Raw genomic sequence first — 19,416 nt, 5'->3', positions numbered from 1 at the left:
TAAGCGCTATCAGCGCCGATGGTACTACATTAGGGGAGCGTAGAGTCGTTGCCTTTTTTAATCCTCAACATTTATTTGTTGAGGATTTTTTTTTGACCTATATTTAAGTTGAAATGGAATAACTTAGGCTAAACACTAACTCTGGCAGATAGCTGCGGGAGCGATAGAAACGGCATCCTTTTTATGGTTGGCGTGGTAATTTGCCTGGTGTATAACCAAAAGTTGTCTAGGGGAACGACGTTTTAATTCTAAATGAAACTAATAAAAAGATATAGTGGATAGCGCGGTTTTAATTTTTCTTTAAAACCCGCCATAATAATAATTCAATATTAGTATCTTAAACCTTTAAAATTTTAATTGTTTGATGAGTGAAAATAAGGAATTAGATTTGGCTTGGTCGTTTGTTAACGATACTAACCGATCCATTTTTTTAACGGGTAAGGCGGGTACTGGTAAAACTACGTTTTTACATCGTTTAAAAATGAGTTGCCTAAAGCGTTTAGTAGTAGTTGCGCCTACAGGTGTTGCGGCTATAAATGCAAAAGGTGTTACTATACATTCTTTTTTTCAGATGCCTTTTGGTCCTATTTTGCCAAACGAAGATTTAAATGCTGGTAAAGGTTTTAATAGGCGCTTTAACAAAACTAAAATTAATATTATTAAATCGATGGACCTTTTGGTGATTGATGAGATTAGTATGGTTCGCGCCGATTTGTTAGATGGTATTGATAAAACGTTACGTAGGTTTAGGGATCGTAATAGGGTTTTTGGTGGTGTTCAAGTTTTAATGATTGGAGATTTACAACAATTATCGCCTGTGATAAAGGAGCAAGAATGGGAGTTGTTAAAACCGTTTTATGCTAATGGTTTCTTTTTTAGTAGTTTGGCTTATAGGCAGTGTAACGCCGTAACCATTGAGTTGAAGCATATATATAGACAGGAAAACCCCAAGTTTATTGAAATTTTAAATGAAATTAGAAACAATAGGCTAAGTGAAGCTGCTGCGGCGGAGCTGAATAAACGTTTTGTTCCTGATTTTATGCCAAAACCGGATGCTGGGTACATTGCTTTAACAACACATAATAATAAGGCTGAAGCAACAAATAGGGCGGAGTTAGCTAAATTAACCACTAAAATCCATACTTATAATGCTGTGGTTGATGGTAAATTTCCGGAATATGCTTATCCTAATAATGTGGCATTAGAGTTAAAGGTTGGGGCTCAAGTTATGTTTGTAAAGAATGATAGCAGCCCCGAAAAGCGTTATTTTAATGGTAAAATAGGTAAGGTTATTTTGTTGGATAAGGATGAAGTGGTTGTGCATTGTCCGGATGATGATTTTAACATAAATGTTACTCCAGAGATTTGGGAGAATATTAATTATACTGTTGATGCCGAAACTAAAGCTATAACAGAAGAAAAGATAGGGAGTTATACCCAAATGCCTTTGCGTTTAGCTTGGAGTATAACCATACATAAAAGCCAAGGGTTAACTTTTGAAAAGGCCATTATTGATGCCCAGGGTGCTTTTGCACATGGGCAAACTTATGTAGCGCTTAGTAGGTGTAAATCGTTAGAGGGTTTAGTGCTTAAAAGCAAAATTAACTCAAGCCAAATTATAAGCGATGGTAATGTTACCACATTTAATGAAAATGCAGAGCAGAATGCGCCAGATGATCTTGTTTTAGTTGATTCTCAAAAGAGTTTTCAGTTAGATTTAATTGCTGAAGTTTTTGGGTTTTACCCATTTCTATATCCTATAAATAGGATACTAGATATTTTTTATAAAAATAGAACTGTTATAAAAGGTGCTATTGATGATGCTTTTGTACCTATAAAAGACACCGTTACTAATTTTTTAAAAGTAGCAAATGGGTTTAATGCGCAATTAAAAACACTTGCAGAATCTGACACTTTACCGGAGCAGAGTGCTATTATACAAGAACGATTTAAAAAGGGTGTGCACTATTTTTTAGATATTTCGGAATCAAAAATAGCTAAGCCTTTACAGAGTTTTACTTTTACTACCGATAACCAAGCTGTAGGCAGCGAAATTACAAAGCATCTAGATGCTTTAGAGGATTTATTGGCTGTAAAATTGTATTACTTTAAAGGGCTGTCGTCTGGTTTTACCGCAAAAGAAATTTTAGAGCTTCGGGCTAAATCGGTATTTATTGGTAAAGAGAAGCCCAAGAAGGCTAGAAAATCGGTTGTTGAAGGGACTAGTAATGTTGCGCTTTTTGAGAAATTACGAATCCTTAGAAATGATATTGCTAAAGAGAAAGACTTAATTCATTACCAAATATTTGCTCAAAAAACATTGTACGAAATGTGTGAAGTTTTGCCTACTAATACTGCAGAATTATTGAAGGTTAACGGCATGGGTAAAACCCGTGTTGATAAATATGGAGCTGCTATTTTAAAGGTTATTAAAGCCTATTGTGATGAGCATGATATTGAAACTTCTGAGGAAGTAGATTTGTTTGAGGAATCGAAACCAAAGCGAGTAAAGGGCGATACCAAAAAGGAATCTTTACAGCTTTTTAAATCGGGTAAAACCATTACTGAAATTGCTAATAGTCGTGAATTGAATGAGAACACTGTTTTTGGACATTTAGCGAGTTTTATTGATACCGGTGAAATTAAGGTAACCGATTTAATGTCGATAGAATTTTATAACGAACTAAAAGCAATAATCCCCAAAACTAAATTTGAAAACCTATCTGATTTAAAACATCAGTTAGATGATAAATATAGTTATGGAGAGTTGCGATTGGTTATTAACGATATATCTAAGTAACAGATTTTATTTTTGCAAACTGAATGTTTCTGGTGGTTTTGATTTTTACCGCTTAATTATTAATTTTTTTGAGATTTCTCCTTTATTAGAAATGATATTTAAAAGATAAACACCATCTGATAAGTGACTAACATTAATAGTATTATCGTTATTTAGGCTAATCTCTATTTCTTGTCCTGATACATTATACAAAGTAATAGAAGTAATACTAGTCTGCTTATTGGGCTTAATATTTACAATGTTACTAGCTGGGTTAGGGTAGAGTAGTACATCCATCTCTATAAGTTTCTCAATGATATCGAGAGTGAGTGCAGAGGTTAATTTGTTTACTGCAAAGCCATCTCCGTTACCACCATTGTAAAGTGTTAGCATAAGCCCAGATAGATAATTGTTAGAACTTAATAGGTTAGCAAAACCATCGCCGTTGCCACCATTAAAAATTTGTAGCATAAACCCTTTTAGGAATAGATTTTCTTTAACCAAAAATGTTGAGCCATCCCCACTATTTCCTGTGTATAGAATACTTAAATCGTTACCATTTAATATGGTTTGATATCGTTTATTGGAAAATCCATCGCCGTTATTTCCTGTGTATAGACTTGCAATTAAGCTTCCTTTTAATACCAAAGCAGCTGTTTTACTAGAAAATCCATCGCCTGTATTACCATTGTAAATTCGGAAATTTGAACTTGATAGTACCATTTGATTCCGTTGACTATCAAAGCCATCTCCCGAACTTCCTTGGTACAGCACCGAAAAAGAGGCGATTTCTCCGGAAAGCTTACTACCAATAAGGTAAGAGTAGTCACTGCCATCATCTATTCCACCTGTATATTGAGCGTTAAGTTGATGCCCTAGTAGTAGCAATGCGGTTATTGCAAATAATTTTTGAATTGTCATGTTTCCAATGAATTAATCTTCTGTTCTTACCCCACGAAATCCAAGTCTATTATTAGACCCTGTAAGTGATGAAGCTGCATCATATCGATCGGATACTCTAATAATTGCAATACCATTAAAAGATGAACCACCTCTATATCCTATACCTGTATTGTCTGTGGGCCAAGAGGTAACATTGGCTAGTCCGTTTACTAATATTTCGCCATCTCCGTGTACGGATGTAAAAGCCCTACCTTCTGGGTTACCAACCGTTATACAACGCTCGTATAAATTTCCGGTTAATTCCATTATACCGTAATAACTACCACCTGTCTCTTCTCTTGTTTTATTTAAAGCACTTGCAGCTAAAGCTCCCACTCTTTTAGGGCCAGATGTAGTACCATTGGTACTACTATAATGAGCATTTCCGGTGTTTACTGCTGGATTTGTAACTAATTCATTGGGCTGAGATATATTAACTATATTATAAGCAGTGTCTGCAATATTACTATTTCCCCAAGCAAATTCATCGGCTTTTGGGGTAATAGGGCCTCTACAGGATTTTTCATATTCTAATTCTGTCATTGGTCTAAGTCCAGACCAATCTAAATAAGCATATAATATATAATTGTTTACATAATTAAGTGGTAGGTCTGGCGATGTTGTTGTTGCCGTAGTACTGCCTTCTTCCCAAGCAATTGTATTCCGGTAAACCTCAGTGTCTTGGTTTTTACCGGAAGCTCCCGTAATATCATTTTCAATTTTCTGTGCAGGGGTTAACGTGTTAAAAAAACTAACATATTGGCCTTGAGTCATTTCATATTTCATGCAATAAAAGGATTGGTAACCTTTTGGGAATGCTGCCGGAATAGGACTTAATTGGTCACCAGGATTTGATCCACCTGCAGGATTGTTATAATAAAGGTTCCCTAAGCCTCCATTTACTGTTATTGCATTTTCGGATTCTACTCGATATGGATTATTGGTGGTCCATGAATAAAATTTGCCAACCTCTGTTCCTGGGCTTCCTAGAGAAAATGGTCCTTCTGGTACGTATACCATCTCTAGAGCAAAAACTTGTATGTCTATTATATCGTTCGGGTCTATTGAACCGTAGTCCCAACGCAGTCTTATGCCTTGTAAATCTAAATCGCCACTACCATCGCTATCTCTATAAATAAAGGCACCAACACCATCTTCGGTGATATCAATAGTACTGCCGGATGCAGCCACAAAATCTGTTTGTGCTAATTGGGCGTGCTGCCAATCTCCACTATTTACTCGGTATTTAATAAATACCCATGCGGCATCCCAATTAGAAGGTCCTGCACTTAGGCGCCAAGAGTTCTCCCAACTTAAATCGAACTCGATTTGCACCCATTCAGGTTCGTTAAGATTTTCCAAAGAAATATTACTTACTGTAATATTGTTAGCATTACTTAAAAAGCAAAAAAGCAATGCTAATGTTAATGTAAATTTTAATTTCATTTTAATAAATTTATTTGATTAATTTATATTTGAATATTAAAAAGTAGACTAGGGAGAGATTTGGAGCAAAAAAAGTGTTGTTGGTTTTAATTTTAAAAAAGGGAATAAATCCAACGGTTACATCTTCATTATCCCCAATTTCCTCACTTGATTAATAGCATCTTTATTTCTTCAATTTTATCGATTTTATAATTTTATTGTTAAGCATGATATTTAATAAATATTGTCCTTTTTTTAAATGATCTATACTTAAATAGATGTTTTGGTTGTCATCTGTATTTAAATCATTGGATTTATTAGTCATCACTATTATTAATTCATTTGTAAAAAAGCAATGATGTTAAAGACATCTTGATTGTAAAATTATAAGGAAAGTAAATGTTTGGATATCAAATATGTAACAAAGTATGCTACATATGTAACATGGTCTTAAAACCTTTGTTATTGCTGGCTTGAAACGTATTCTGAAGGTGTACAATTATACGTATCTTTAAAACATTTTATAAAATACGACGGTGTATTAAAACCAATTTGATAGCCAATTTCTGAAATAGATAGGTCTGAATTTAGTAGTAATTCTTTACCAAGTTTTAAGCGTTCGGTTCTAATTAGTTCGGTGGTTGATTGTCCTGTGAGCGCTTTTAATTTTCTATGAAGTTGCATTCTACTCATAAGCATTTTGTCGCTAAAAACTGCCGATGTAAATGCTGGATCTGTAATGTTTTCGTTTAAAACGTTTTTAAGTTTAATTAAAAATTTTTCTTCAATTGTTGTGGTTGCAATATCTTTTAACTCTAAACTTTTGGTATAGCGTTGTTGCAGTTGTTGCCTTAACGTAATAAGGTTTTTTACTTTAATTTTAAGGGTTTCGGTGTTAAAGGGTTTTACAACATAATCGTCTGCTCCAGTTTTTAAACCTTCAATTTCATTGTCGTTTCCACTTTTGGCGGTTAGTAGAATTATTGGAATATGGCTTGTGCGTTCGTCTTGCTTTAAGGTATTACATAATTCTATACCGTTTGTTTTAGGCATCATAATATCACTAATAATAATGTCTGGTACAAATTTAATAGCTTTTTTAATTCCAGATTCGCCATGTATAGCATCTTCAATGGTATATAAATCGTTAAATATGGATTTTAGAAATATGCGGATATCTTCATCATCTTCAACAATTAGCATTAATGGTTTGTTAGATGGTTTGGTTACATTATTTAAATGAGAGGTTGGTAATGTTTCATTTTTAGAAGGAAGACTATCGTCTACAATTTCAGAAGAATTAAAGAAAGAACGCTCTACCGGAAGGGTGATTGTAAATTGAATGTCGTCTTTGTTTAAAGCATTTGCAACAATGTTACCGTGCGATAGTACAATGAGTTCCTTTACCAAAGATAAACCAATACCAATGCCATCGGAAGATTTACTATTTTGGTAGTACCGCTGAAAAAGTTTGGCAATGTCTTCAGTCTTTATAGTATTCCCATTATTTATAACTGTAATAATAATTTGTCCTTTTTGAATAGAAACATCAAAATTAATAGTGCCTTCCTTTGGTGTATATTTTATGGCGTTTGCTAATAAGTTAGTTACTATTTTTTCGATAACATCCTTATCATACCAAGCATTTTCGATGGGCATTATATTATAGGAGAAATTAATATTTTTTTCTTTGGCTTTAAATTGAAATGCTTTTACTAATTGTTTTAGAAAAACACCTAAATTACCTTGACTTACCGATAAGGTTAAGTTGCCTGTTTCTAGTTTAGATAAATCGAGTAGCTGGTTAACTAGGTTTAAAAGACGTTTAGAGTTTCGTTGTACTAATTCTAATTCTGTTTTATCGGACTTTGATAGTTTTGGATTGCCTAATTGTTTTTCAATAGGGCCAGTTATTAAGGTAAGCGGTGTTCTAAACTCATGAGAAATATTTGTATAAAGTTTAGTTTTAAAGCCGTTTAATTGTTTTAAGCGTGCGGTTTCTTTATGTTCAAATTGCAATTGCATTTTAATAAGCCAGCGCCATTTAAGATATTTATAAACTGCAAACGCTATTAAAACACCTAAAACAACATATGCTATAATGGCTAAGTTGCTTAAATACCAAGGTTTATTTATGGTGAATGAATAGGTTGCAGGTTCGTAATTCCAAATGCCATCATAATTACTCGAAATCACTTGAAAGGTATACGTGTTAGGAGGTAAATTGGTATAATGCGCTATATTAGTGTTTCCTGAAGCTATCCAGTTTTTATCATGATTTACGAGTTTGTATTTAAAGGCATTTCGTTCGGGTTGCGAAAAATGCAGGCTAGAAAAAGTAAACGTTATGGTATTATCGTTATGTTTTAATTTTAAACTTTCAGTGAGGTCTCTAGGTTTAGAGAAGATTTCTAATTTAGAAATTATAGTTTTAGGTTTTACCGTGTTAAAAGTTAGTTGCCCAGGGTGAAACCAATTAATGCCTTCTAAGCCACCAAACATTAAAGTACCTTTTTTGTCTAAATAGTAAGCACCTGTATTAAATTCTTTAGCCTGTAAGCCATCATAAGAACTAAAGTTTTCGAATTGTACTTTACCATTAATTGTTTTTAATTGGCTTAGGCCATTATTTGTACTTAACCACAAATTTTGGTGTTTATCGGGTAGAATTCCGTAAATAACATCGTTAGGTAGTCCTTCTTTTTCAGTATAAGTGGTAACGGTATTTTTTAAGATATTATATTTTTTTAATCCATCTCCAAATGTGCCTACCCAAAGTATACTACTGTTGCTGTAAAGTGATTTTATTTTGTTAGATACAATTGGTATTTTATTAATTTCATCTGTTTTGGTGTTCAGTTTATATAAGCCTTTGTCATCTGTTCCAATCCAAATATTTTTTTTATCATCGATAGTTAAAGCTCTTATATTGTTGGATTGTAATTTTGAGTTTTTAGTGTTGTATTGTTTTAAAATGCCTCTGTTTTTATCAAATAATAAAACACCATGACGTTCTGTACATAACCAAGCTTGGTTGTTAGTTGTTTTAATAATACGCCAAATTGTAAAATCTGAAATTTCGGGGTAGTATTTATAGTTCCCGTTACTTTCAATAATATTTAGTCCGTATCCTTGATGCCCAATCCAGAAATTTTTATCTATAAAATTTAGGCTAATAATTCTGTTACTTGCCAAAGGAGTGTTAGCTGTTGTATAGGTTTTATAAGTGTCCGTTTTTAGGTTTACTACGGTTAAACCTTTACCCGAAGTTCCAATCCAGATGTTATCAAGACTATCCGTGGTTATAGATCTAACCATATTTACGTTTACGGTTTTTGGAACTTGGTTATTAGTTAAAATATTAAATTTTATTAAGTGCGTATCGTAATAACTAGCCCCTGTACCATCGGACCCAAACCAAATAATTCCTGTAGCATCTTCGTATAAACATAGCATATCGTTGTAATGAATTGCAAACGGATTGTTTTTATTAGCTTTAAAGTTTTTAATGGTATTCGTTTTAAAATCTATAAGATATACGCCGTTGCCGTAGGTAACAATCCATAGCCTATTTCTGCTATCAATTAATAAGTCTTCAATATTTAGGTTATTGGGAAGCTCTGGCGATGTATATTGGGTAAATGAGTCACTGTCTTTAGATTTAAAAAATAGACCTGAGCCAAAGGAACCCAGCCAAATGTCGTTCTTTTCGTTTGTTTTTAAAACGCTAAAGTTTGTAGATCGAGTGGTTGTAACCTTTATGTTGTTATAGGTGTTATCTTTATTTAATTTATATACACTACCAGAGGTGGCAACATATAAGCTGTTTTCATGCTCGAGGATGTTGTAAACGGTTTTGTGTACTTCTTCATTTTTAAAAACTTGAATGGTATCTTTAGTTTTTGCATCAATTTTATAAAGACCTTTATCATAAGAGCCAATAAATAAATTTAAGTCTTTATCTTGAAAAACGATACTCGCTTCAAATGGTAGTTTTATAGGTTTAAAATCGTCGGTTTTAGGTTGGTAAAGTTCTAATTTACCTGAGTGTGTAATAATCCAGAGTCTGTTTTGCTTGTCTATGTAAATTTTACCAAGCCTGCTAAATGTCGCTCTGGTAATATCTTCAAACTGTTTGTTGTAATGTTTAAAATCTCTACCATTGTATTTATTTAAACCATCTTGGGTAGCCATCCATAAATATCCAATACTATCTTGTGCGATACTTATAACGCTATTTTGTGATAAACCATTATTAATAGATAAGGTTTTAAACGAAAATTGCTTTTGAGGGTAAACAGGATCTATATAAGAGCTAATACTATCTTGTGCATTTAGAAAACAGTAGTAAAACAATAAATATACAAAGGGAATATAAAAGGTTTTATAATAACGACGTACCAAACTAGAGTTATAATTAGAATATTATTATATTATTTAAATTAAAACAAGGTAGTGATATTTTTTATCTAATTAAAATTCAGGGTTTTAAAATTTTGTTGTAAGGAAATCGTAGAATCAAGACTAAAAATCCTTAGTTTATTTAAATTTTTTTTAACTATTTTAGTGTTTATGAACGTTATTATTGACTCTACTTTAAAAACCCTTCAAAAATCTAGGATTTTATTAGATAACTTGTCTAATTTACAGCTCTGTGATGCTTCAGTACCACCTTATCATTCTAGTATAGGTACACATATTAGGCATATTTTAGATTTTTATGATTGTATTTTTAATGAAAATCCTGAAAACGGGATAGATTTAACATCAAGAAGTAGAAATAAATCTGTGGAGTCCGATTGTTGTTGTGCACGAGATTACCATAGTTTTATTGTTGATAAATTGAATACTATAGCTTTTAATATAACGGATAATGTTATTGTAATTGATGATTTAGGACTAGGAAAAACAGAAATAGCTTATACTTACGGCGCATTATTAGCACAAGCTAACAGCCATACTATACACCATTATGCTATTATAAACTATATTTTGGATAATTTAGGAATTGTTTTAAATGATAAGGATTTTGGATATAACCCAACAACCCCTAAACAGGAAACCTTGAAATAATTTATAGAAAAAGTATGTTTTTTAAACGTATTAATCCAAACCAGATTATAAATCGAGATTATTTCTTCTTGAACATACTGTTCATTATTAATTTGATGCCTTTAAAAATTAGAAAAATAGCAAAGGCACAAATTAAACACCCCACAATTAAAAGCGGCATGTAAAGTTTATCATCCGGTTTACTAAAAGCAAAACTTAGTAAAACAGGTCCCATAAGCAGACTTAATGCTGCAAACACTAATGTTTTTATTCCTTGAAACAATACGGTTTTATCTGTTTTATGCTCTTCCATCATTATAATATTTTACTGCGTTTCTTACGCTTTTATGTTCGTTTAATAGTTTTAAAGCTTCGGCTTTAGACACGTTAATTTCTTTCATAATCATTCTAGCACCTCTGTCCACAAGCTTGTTATTGCTTAGTTGCATATCTACCATTTTGTTGCCTTTTACATGACCTAATTGAATCATGGTTGAAGTGGTAATCATGTTAAGTACCAATTTTTGTGCTGTTCCGGCTTTCATTCTAGAACTGCCTGTTACAAATTCTGGACCGACAACCACATCTATAGGGAATTTTGAAACATTAGAAAGTGGACTATTTTTATTACAAGAAATACAACCAGTAATAATGTTGTTTTCATTACATTTTTCTAAAGCAGAAATAACATAGGGTGTTGTTCCTGAGGCAGCAATACCAATTACTACATCTTTAGAGTTTATTCGATGTTCCTGTAAATCTTTCCAACCTTGAGTTTTGGAATCTTCAGCAAATTCTACCGCTTTTCTTATTGCCAAATCGCCGCCAGCAATAAGCCCGATAACTAAGTCGTAAGGCACTCCAAATGTAGGAGGACATTCTGATGCATCAACAACCCCAAGTCTGCCACTTGTTCCGGCGCCCATATAGAATAAGCGTCCGCCATTTTTTAGTTTATCTACAATTTGAACAACAAGGGCTTCTATTTGCGGTAATGCTTGCTCAACAGCATACGGTACGGTTTTGTCTTCTTTGTTGATATTAATTAGCAATTCCGAAACACTCATTTTTTCTAAATGGTTGTGGTTGGAATCTTGCTCGGTGGTTTTTATGAAATTCATGGGTTAAAAATACATAAAAATTTAGTGGACTAAATAGGAAATGGTTATAGTTTTATACAAGGTTATTGAACAACGTAGTTGAATGTATCGACTCTTGAAACTCTAAAATAACCCAATGGATAGTTATCCGGATTGGTTTGATTTATGCAATTACCTCTTACAGTTGCAGGTTGGGTTTGAAAAGGATCTCCAGAATCATCATCGGTTTGTTGTAATAGTATATTAAAAAACTCGTAGGTACGTTGAGAAATACCGGAATTTCTAATAACAAGGGTATCCCCGGCTTTTAAATCTTCATTAGAATAAAAAGCGAAAATTTCATTACCATCTGTAAACTCGTCATCATAAACTTCAATAGACGCTGTTTCTCTATCTACAACAAAAAAGTCGAATAGGTAGTAGTTTTGTACCTCTGCCGGATCTTGATAATAGGCTTTTATTTCTATTTCTTCTCCAGAAAAACCACCATCGTTTTTTTGCTCTACATATTCAATAGGCACAACCGAGGTCATGGTTTCTGTGGCCGTGTAAGTTTCGTTGTTATAAAGGATGGTTAGGGTATAGTCTTCGTTTTCTTTGGGCGTAAATTCAATATTTATATATTTTCCAGTGGCGTCTTCTTCGGTAAAATTAAATACTTCATTGCTTGAATCTGTAACTGTTACTGTGGCTCCGGTTGCAGGAGGAATAGTGTCGCTAAAATAAGGCGCTGTTAGGCTAAGTTGTATTAACTGTGTACTTCCTGTTGTTTCAGTATTCCAGAGTATGGACGCATCAATTACTAATCTTGGGTCGGCTGTATTTAAATTAACATCAATTACATCTTCACAGGATGTAACTAGTAAACTAATAATGAATATTATAACTATTTTTCGCATATTCTTAAAGTTTAAAATTATATGATATTGATGGAACAATACCAAAAATGGATAATCTGGTTGCTTCATTAGCATTTGTAGTCTCGTTTTGTCCAAATGAAATGGAAGCCGCATTTCTTCGGTTATAAATATTATAAAAGCCAAATACCCATTCGCCTTGCCAACCTTTAGTTTTATTAGGTTTAGGTTTGTAATTTAGAGCTATATCAAGTCTGTGGTATGCCGGAAGACGATCTGAATTTCTGTTACTGTAATTGGGGATGCTTAATCCGTTGTAACTATATTGGCCATTCGGAAATGTTGCAGGCTGTCCTGTTTGAAACAGAAAATTACTACTTATTTTCCATTTTTCATTCCATTGATAATTACCAGTTATGGAAATATCATGGGTTTTATCAAAAGGTGTTTTGTACCAATTTCCGTTATTTATACCTATTTCGTTAGCTGTTCTTCCTGGAGTTTGTTGCTCAGACCTAGATAGTGTATAGGCCAACCAACCTTTAAATCGACCTTCGTTTTTTCTAAGTAAAAGTTCCAACCCGTAGGCTCTAGATTTTCCATTTAGTATAACCTGCTCAATAGCATTATTAGCTATTAAATTTGCGCCATCAATGTAGTCTATTCTATTTTTAACATCTTTATAGAAGCTTTCCAGTTCTAAAGAATAGGCGTTATCGTTAAAATTTTTAAAGTACCCAATGGCATATTGGTCAAGTAATTGCGGTTTTACATATTTACCACTTGGTGTCCAAATATCCAAAGGAGTAGGCGAGCTGGTGTTAGAAAGCAGGTGTATATATTGAGCCATACGGTTATAGCTCAGTTTTACCGAACTTTTAGTATTTAGTTGGTAGGATAAAGACCCTCTAGGTTCAAGATTATAGAAGCTTTCAATAACATCGCTACGTTCATAAGTTTCTGTTGCTATAGGTTCTGCTTTTTCATAAATTTTAAAATCGTCATTAAATAAAACAGCTTGGTCATTCTCGTATATATTTAATTCATCCTGTCCTAAACGCGTAAAACTACTAAGTCTTAGGCCGTATGATAGGGCTAATTTATCTGAAACCTTATGTTCGGCATCTAAATAAAGCGCATTTTCAAAGGCGTATTTGTCTGTTAGCTTAAAAGGATTAATTCCTGAAGATTCTACTGTTGGAGTAATTTCACCTGGATTAAAACGGTAATAAATACTGTTTAAACCATATTGTAGTTTAATTTTATTGCTTAGGTAATGCTTAAAATCATATTTTAAATTGAAATTCTGAATGCCAGAAACCCAATCGAATTCAACAAAATTCAATCTTAAATTATAGTCGTAATCCGAATAAATTAACGAAAGGTTTGAAAATAATTTATTAGAAAATAAATGATTCCAACGAAAGTTTATAACCGCATTACCGTATGTATTCTCAAAAGTATCTTCAATTTTAAAAACATCTCTTCCAAAGTATCCAGAAAGGTAAATGTTATTATTATCGTTTAATTTATAGCTAAGTTTTGTGTTAAGGTCATAAAAGTAGGCTTTGTTATCAATATCGAAAAGTGGTAAAAATAAGTGTGCGTAACTAGAGCGTCCGCCTAAAAGAAAGGAGCCTTTATCTTTTTCTATAGGACCTTCAACAAGTAATCTGCTAGATACAATACCAATACCACCGTTTGCATGAAACTCTTTGCTGTTACCTTCTTTTTGATAAATATCTAAAACCGATGAAACCCTACCGCCATAACGCGCAGGAATACCACCTTTATAAAGTTTTAAATCTTTAATAGCATCCGGATTAAAAACAGAAAAGAAGCCAAATAAATGGGAAGAGTTGTAAATGATAGCCTCGTCTAATAGAATTAAGTTTTGATCGGCTGCACCACCACGAACATTAAAGCCAGAGGCACCTTCGCCGGCAGAAGTAACTCCGGGTAGTAAGGTAATGGCTTTTATAATATCGGATTCGCCAAGAACAACTGGAATTTCTTTAATGGTACCAGAAGTGAGCTTGTTAACACTCATTTGTGGCGTTCTAATATTTAGTTTTTCAATGTTTTCTGTAATAACAATTTCGTCTAAGCTCTCTAAGGCATCAGCAAGATTAAAATTTTTAGTAATGTCTTCTGTTAAGGTTATGGTTTCAGATATTGTTGTATAGCCAAGGTAACTAATGACTATAGTGTAGGTACCTTCGGGAACGGTAATGGAGTAAAATCCATACTCGTTTGTGGTTGTTCCAGCAGAAATTTCGGGAAAAATAATATTTACACCAATTAGGGTTTCATTGCTTTTTTCTTCGGAAATGGTTCCGCTTAAGGTATATTTTGATTGCGCATTAAGAGGATTGATAGCTAAACTTAGTGCGCAAATACACCAACAAAAGAAGTATTTCATTTAACAGCTTTTTTTATAAAAGTATAAAAAAAGCTCCTAAAAGGAGCTTTTTTGAAATTTCATTAAGATTAAATTAACTTAAGATAGCATTAAATGTCTTGCTAGGTCTCATTACATTGTTAATTAAATCTTCATTTGGTTCGTAATAACCACCAATATCGGCAGGTTTACCTTGAATACCGTTTAGTTCTTTAACTATTGTATTTTCGTTTTCTACCAGTTGTTTAGCAATAGGTGTAAACTCAGCTTTTAAATCGGCATCATCGTTTTGATTTGCTAATTCTTGAGCCCAATACATCGCAATGTAAAAATGACTCCCTCTATTATCTAACTCGCCTGCCTTTCTTGATGGGCCTTTGCTGTTTTCTAATAATTTATCGGTAGCATCATCTAATGTTTTACCTAAAACTTTAGCTTTTGCGTTGTTGTTTACTAAACTAAAATGCTCTAAAGAAACGGCTAATGCTAAAAACTCCCCTAAAGAATCCCAACGTAAATGATTTTCTTCTACTAACTGTTGTACGTGTTTTGGAGCAGATCCACCAGCACCAGTTTCAAATAAACCACCACCATTCATTAAAGGCACAATAGATAACATTTTTGCACTAGTACCTACTTCTAATATTGGAAATAAATCTGTTAAGTAATCGCGTAATACGTTTCCAGAAACAGATATAGTATCTTGTCCTTTTATTAATCTTTCGCAAGTAAACTTAGTTGCTTCAATAGGTGTTAAGATTCTTAAATCTAAACCAGAAGTATCATGGTCTTTTAAGTATGTGTTTACTTTTTTAATAATTTCTGCATCATGAGCTCTTTTTTCGTCTAACCAAAATACAGCTGGAGTTTCAGAAGCTCTTGCACGAGTAACTGCTAATTTTACCCAGTCTTGAATTGGTGCATCTTTAGTTTGGCACATTCTCCAAATATCACCTTCTTCAACAGTATGTTCTAACAGAGTATTTCCAGAAGCATCAATTACTTTAACAGTTCCATTTGCTGGAATTTCGAAAGTTTTATCGTGAGAACCATATTCTTCGGCCTTTTGCGCCATAAGACCAACATTAGGAACAGTTCCCATGGTTGTAGGATCGAAAGCACCATTCTTTTTACAGAAATCTATAGTTGCCGAGTAAATACCAGCATAACTACTATCTGGGATTACAGCTTTGGTATCTTGAAGTTTACCATCGGCATTCCACATTTGCCCAGAAGTACGAATCATTGCCGGCATAGAGGCATCAATAATAACATCGCTAGGTACATGCAGGTTTGTTATACCTTTGTCTGAGTTAACCATGGCTAAATCTGCTCCATGATCTAAAGCATATCTTATATCTGTTCTTATTTCGTCGCGTTTATCTTCAGGTAAATCGCTTAATTTTTCAAGTAAGTTGCCAAAACCATTATTAACATCTACTCCAATTTCATCGAAAGTTTTTCCATGCTTTTCAAATAAATCCTTGAAGAAAACACGAACGGCATGACCAAAAATAATTGGATCACTAACCTTCATCATGGTTGCTTTCATGTGTAATGAAAACAATACACCTTTATCTAGAGCATCTTCTACTTGCTCTTCTAAAAAATTAAGTAATGCTTTTTTATTCATTACTGTTGCATCAATAATTTCTCCTTTTAGTAAGGTAAAACTATCTTTTAAAACAGTAGTGTTTCCTTTAGCATCGGTATGCTCTATAGTAATGCTAGTGGCATCGTTTAATGTAACCGACTTTTCGTTATGTGCAAAGTCACCTTCGCTCATAGTTGCAACATGGGTTTTAGAATCGCTGGTCCAAGCTCCCATAGAGTGTGGATTTCTTTTAGCGTAATTTTTTACAGCTTTAGGAGCACGCCTGTCACTATTACCCTCACGCAATACAGGGTTTACAGCACTTCCTTTAATTTTGTCGTAACGCGATTTAATATCCTTTTCTGCATCGGTATTAGCCTCGTTAGGATAATCAGGAATGTTAAATCCTTTATCTTGTAATTCTTTTATTGCTGCTTTTAATTGCGGGATAGACGCACTAATATTTGGTAATTTTATAATATTAGCCTCTGGTTTTTTGGCAAGATCGCCTAGTATGGCTAGATCGTCCGGAACACGCTGGTCTTCATTTAAAAAATCTGGAAACACAGCTAAAATTCGTGCTGCTAAAGAGATATCTTTAGTTTCAATATTAATACCCGAAGATTTAGCAAACGCTTGAACAATAGGTAATAAAGAGCGGGTTGCTAAAGCTGGAGCTTCATCAGTTTTTGTGTAAATGATTTTAGACATTGGTGTCGCTTTTTTTTGAATTATTATTTTAGTTAAGTCTCGAAAACGTCCTACGATAACGTTTTCGCGTGCGAATATACAAAAAATGACCTTTTAAAATGGTCAATTTTAAGTTGAAAAATAAAGAAAGTAATAACTTTTAGAGTAAAATCAATATAGCGTAGTGTGAGTGCTAATTTAATAAAAAACAAAAGCCATATCACTGCAGAAGTTAATCTCCTTTGATATGGCTTTTTAGAAATAACTTTATAAGTCCTATTAAGTATTACTACTTAAGTGTGTTTAAAATATTCATCTAAACCCCTTCGGTACAAATAATTGTTATTTCAATGAAACACAATTGTAATTTTCAAAATGTATTGATCTATTACTACTATGTTTCTGTAATTGTTTTCTTGATGCTATTAACCTATTCTTCACTTTCGTGTTAAATCTGCTATTAGCATTGCTTGCATTACAGTAATCACTTTCGGTTTTACTGCTTTTTAAGCTTTCCATTATACTAGTTTGCATCTGCTTGTACGAATGCCACTTTTTATAATGTCATGGTTTTTTTTACAGTCTCACGCATACACGTGGTATAATTAAACCTCAAAAACAATTTTATAAGAACGTTACCTTATTTAGAAAGTTATGCAAATTCGTTGTTGAAGCGAAACCAACCAAGGTTGTCATTTATTTCTGTAGTAAATATACCATCACAATGCAATAAAAACAAATTATTAAGGGTTTAGATATCAACTAGTTATCAACCGTAGTTATTAACAATAGTTAATAAAAAAAGCCTTGAGAGGTCTCAAGGCTTTTAAATACTGCTAATGCAGGTAAACTGTTATTAACGTCTACGCTCTGTAATTCTAGCTTTTTTACCTGTAAGGCCTCTAAAGTAGAATATACGTGCTCTACGTACTTTACCACGTTTGTTAACTTCTATTTTTTGTAATGCAGGTAAATTAACTGGGAAGATACGCTCTACACCAATAGATCCTGACATTTTTCTAATTGTAAAAGTTTCTGAACTTCCAGATCCTCTTCTTTGTATAACTGTTCCTCTAAAAAACTGAGTACGCGTTTTGCTACCCTCTTTAATTTCGTAGAATACCGTTATTGTATCACCAGCCGAAAATTCTGGTAAATCTTTTCTTGTTACAAACTCGTCTTGTACAAATTTTACTAAAGATTCCATATCTTTAAATTTAATTATAATTAATTCAGAACAACATTCACGATTCTCGCCAGAGGTTAACCCGAAATTGGGTGCAAAAATAACTATTAATTAGTAACCTGCAACGTTTTATTTATATTTTTTTTGGGGTGTTTCTTTTTGCTTCATAATAGGTGTAAACTTTATGTTTGGTAAAAGCAAAAAGTCAGGCTATCCGCTATATCTTTTGGTTTTTTAGTAAACCAAAAGGATGCCGCTACTATCCTTAACACAGTGTAGTACATAAAAAAAAAGCCTTTAGGTGCTTAGATAAGCCTGTCTGTACTCTGCTTAACAAAATGATTTAAAGCTAACAGTAATAAACCAACGCCAAAAATAAAAATAGAAAAGGCGTTAAAAAAATGCAGGGTAACTTGGGCATTAAGTATGGCTTCTGTTCCGTTTTGGGCGGCAATTGCATTATAAATGTATCCGCCAACAAAACCAATAATATTAAGTAAACTTCCAACACATAACAGTACCGTTGCTATACTCTTTTTTTTAACTAGTATAATTATGCTTGCTACTAGTATAATAAATTGTACAAGACCATTAATTATGCCTGCTATAGCAAATTGCGTTTGTATATTATCCATGGTTTCTGGTTGGTTTAATCGTCCAATAAATCTGGTCTGCGCTCCTTAGTTCTTAGGTAGGCTTGTTCTTCCCGCCATTTTTCAATTTTTGGTAAGTTACCGCCAAACAATAATTCGGGTACTTTCCAACCTTTATAGTCTCTAGGTTTTGTATAAATAGGTGGTGCTAATAATCCATCTTGAAACGAATCGGTTAGGGCAGAGGTTTCATTACCCAATACACCCGGTATTAAACGTATAATAGAATCGCACAATACAGCAGCTCCTAACTCGCCACCAGATAACACATAATCGCCTATAGAAATTTCGCGTGTTATAAAATGATCGCGCACGCGTTGGTCCACACCTTTATAATGACCACATAAAATAATTATGTTTTCTTTCATCGATAAATGGTTGGCAATACCTTGTTTTAAAGTTTCGCCATCTGGAGTCATATAAATCACTTCGTCGTAATGGCGTTCTGCTTGTAAAGCCGAAATACATTTATCAATAGGCTCCACCATCATTACCATACCAGCGCCACCACCAAATTGTGTGTCGTCTATAGATTTATAGTTGTCTGATGCGTAATCCCTTAAGTTGTGAAAATGGACTTCTACCAAACCAGCATCAATAGCACGTTTTAAAATAGAAGCTTCAAACGGACTTTTTAGTAATTCTGGTAAAACGGTTATAATATCTATGCGCATGTTTGCTTTTTAAAAAGGCAAAGATAATTTAATTGTTCTATACCTATTATAATTTGAATTGAG

The 19,416-nt window shown here is 33.3% G+C and carries 14 protein-coding genes; 2 read left to right on the top strand and 12 right to left on the bottom strand.

Going from position 1 to position 19,416, the window contains the following annotated elements; translation table 11 throughout:
• Nucleotides 1–364 precede the first annotated feature (364 nt).
• Nucleotides 365–2,800: a helix-turn-helix domain-containing protein gene (locus tag BMY96_RS14705; RefSeq protein WP_092853541.1), complete on the top strand. Its 2,436-nt coding sequence runs from the start codon at nucleotides 365–367 to the stop codon at nucleotides 2,798–2,800.
• A gap of 45 nt (nucleotides 2,801–2,845) precedes the next feature.
• On the opposite strand, the gene BMY96_RS14700 is transcribed toward BMY96_RS14705, so the two are convergent.
• From BMY96_RS14700 to BMY96_RS14690, 4 genes are all read right to left on the bottom strand, one after another.
• Nucleotides 2,846–3,700 carry a T9SS type A sorting domain-containing protein gene (locus BMY96_RS14700; RefSeq protein WP_092853539.1) on the bottom strand — a complete coding sequence of 285 codons (855 nt, stop codon included), beginning with the start codon at nucleotides 3,698–3,700 and terminating at the stop codon, nucleotides 2,846–2,848.
• A gap of 12 nt (nucleotides 3,701–3,712) precedes the next feature.
• Nucleotides 3,713–5,167: an SUMF1/EgtB/PvdO family nonheme iron enzyme gene (locus tag BMY96_RS14695; RefSeq protein ID WP_092853537.1), complete on the bottom strand. Its 1,455-nt coding sequence runs from the start codon at nucleotides 5,165–5,167 to the stop codon at nucleotides 3,713–3,715.
• Between the two features lie 163 nt (nucleotides 5,168–5,330).
• Nucleotides 5,331–5,471 carry a hypothetical protein gene (locus BMY96_RS16050; RefSeq protein WP_175473588.1) on the bottom strand — a complete coding sequence of 47 codons (141 nt, stop codon included), beginning with the start codon at nucleotides 5,469–5,471 and terminating at the stop codon, nucleotides 5,331–5,333.
• Nucleotides 5,472–5,608: 137 nt separating this feature from the next.
• Complete coding sequence (locus tag BMY96_RS14690) at nucleotides 5,609–9,550, bottom strand: hybrid sensor histidine kinase/response regulator transcription factor (protein ID WP_245750663.1); 3,942 nt, start codon at nucleotides 9,548–9,550, stop codon at nucleotides 5,609–5,611.
• Nucleotides 9,551–9,718: 168 nt separating this feature from the next.
• On the opposite strand from BMY96_RS14690, the gene BMY96_RS14685 reads away from it, so the two are divergent.
• Nucleotides 9,719–10,219, top strand: a complete 501-nt coding sequence (locus BMY96_RS14685) for a DinB family protein (RefSeq protein ID WP_092853535.1) — start codon at nucleotides 9,719–9,721, stop codon at nucleotides 10,217–10,219.
• A gap of 58 nt (nucleotides 10,220–10,277) precedes the next feature.
• Here the strand turns inward: BMY96_RS14685 and BMY96_RS14680 are convergent, their stop codons facing one another.
• The 8 genes from BMY96_RS14680 to trmD form a co-directional block, all read right to left on the bottom strand.
• Complete coding sequence (locus BMY96_RS14680) at nucleotides 10,278–10,514, bottom strand: DUF6095 family protein (protein ID WP_139205270.1); 237 nt, start codon at nucleotides 10,512–10,514, stop codon at nucleotides 10,278–10,280.
• A complete protein-coding gene (gene murQ / locus BMY96_RS14675; protein WP_092853531.1) occupies nucleotides 10,498–11,319 on the bottom strand; it encodes an N-acetylmuramic acid 6-phosphate etherase in 822 nt (273 codons plus the stop codon). Before murQ ends, BMY96_RS14680 begins: the two co-directional genes overlap by 17 nt.
• Before the next feature lie 62 nt (nucleotides 11,320–11,381).
• A complete protein-coding gene (locus tag BMY96_RS14670) occupies nucleotides 11,382–12,197 on the bottom strand; it encodes a DUF4249 domain-containing protein (protein WP_092853547.1) in 816 nt (271 codons plus the stop codon).
• Nucleotides 12,198–12,201: 4 nt separating this feature from the next.
• Nucleotides 12,202–14,577: a TonB-dependent receptor gene (locus BMY96_RS14665; protein ID WP_092853529.1), complete on the bottom strand. Its 2,376-nt coding sequence runs from the start codon at nucleotides 14,575–14,577 to the stop codon at nucleotides 12,202–12,204.
• Between the two features lie 73 nt (nucleotides 14,578–14,650).
• Entirely contained in the window at nucleotides 14,651–16,861 is a 2,211-nt protein-coding gene (locus tag BMY96_RS14660) for an NADP-dependent isocitrate dehydrogenase (protein WP_092853527.1), read from the bottom strand.
• Between the two features lie 835 nt (nucleotides 16,862–17,696).
• Nucleotides 17,697–18,047, bottom strand: a complete 351-nt coding sequence (gene rplS, locus BMY96_RS14655) for a 50S ribosomal protein L19 (RefSeq protein WP_092853525.1) — start codon at nucleotides 18,045–18,047, stop codon at nucleotides 17,697–17,699.
• Between the two features lie 284 nt (nucleotides 18,048–18,331).
• Nucleotides 18,332–18,661, bottom strand: a complete 330-nt coding sequence (locus BMY96_RS14650) for a hypothetical protein (RefSeq protein WP_092853523.1) — start codon at nucleotides 18,659–18,661, stop codon at nucleotides 18,332–18,334.
• Between the two features lie 14 nt (nucleotides 18,662–18,675).
• Nucleotides 18,676–19,353 (bottom strand): tRNA (guanosine(37)-N1)-methyltransferase TrmD, encoded by a 678-nt coding sequence (trmD, locus tag BMY96_RS14645; RefSeq protein WP_092853521.1) that lies wholly within the window; start codon nucleotides 19,351–19,353, stop codon nucleotides 18,676–18,678.
• Nucleotides 19,354–19,416: the final 63 nt, after the last annotated feature.

This window comes from Algibacter pectinivorans (assembly GCF_900112595.1).
Taxonomy (GTDB): domain Bacteria; phylum Bacteroidota; class Bacteroidia; order Flavobacteriales; family Flavobacteriaceae; genus Algibacter_B; species Algibacter_B pectinivorans.
The sequence above is the reverse complement of the archived record's forward strand: the minus strand, read 5'-3'. Positions and strand labels throughout refer to the sequence as shown.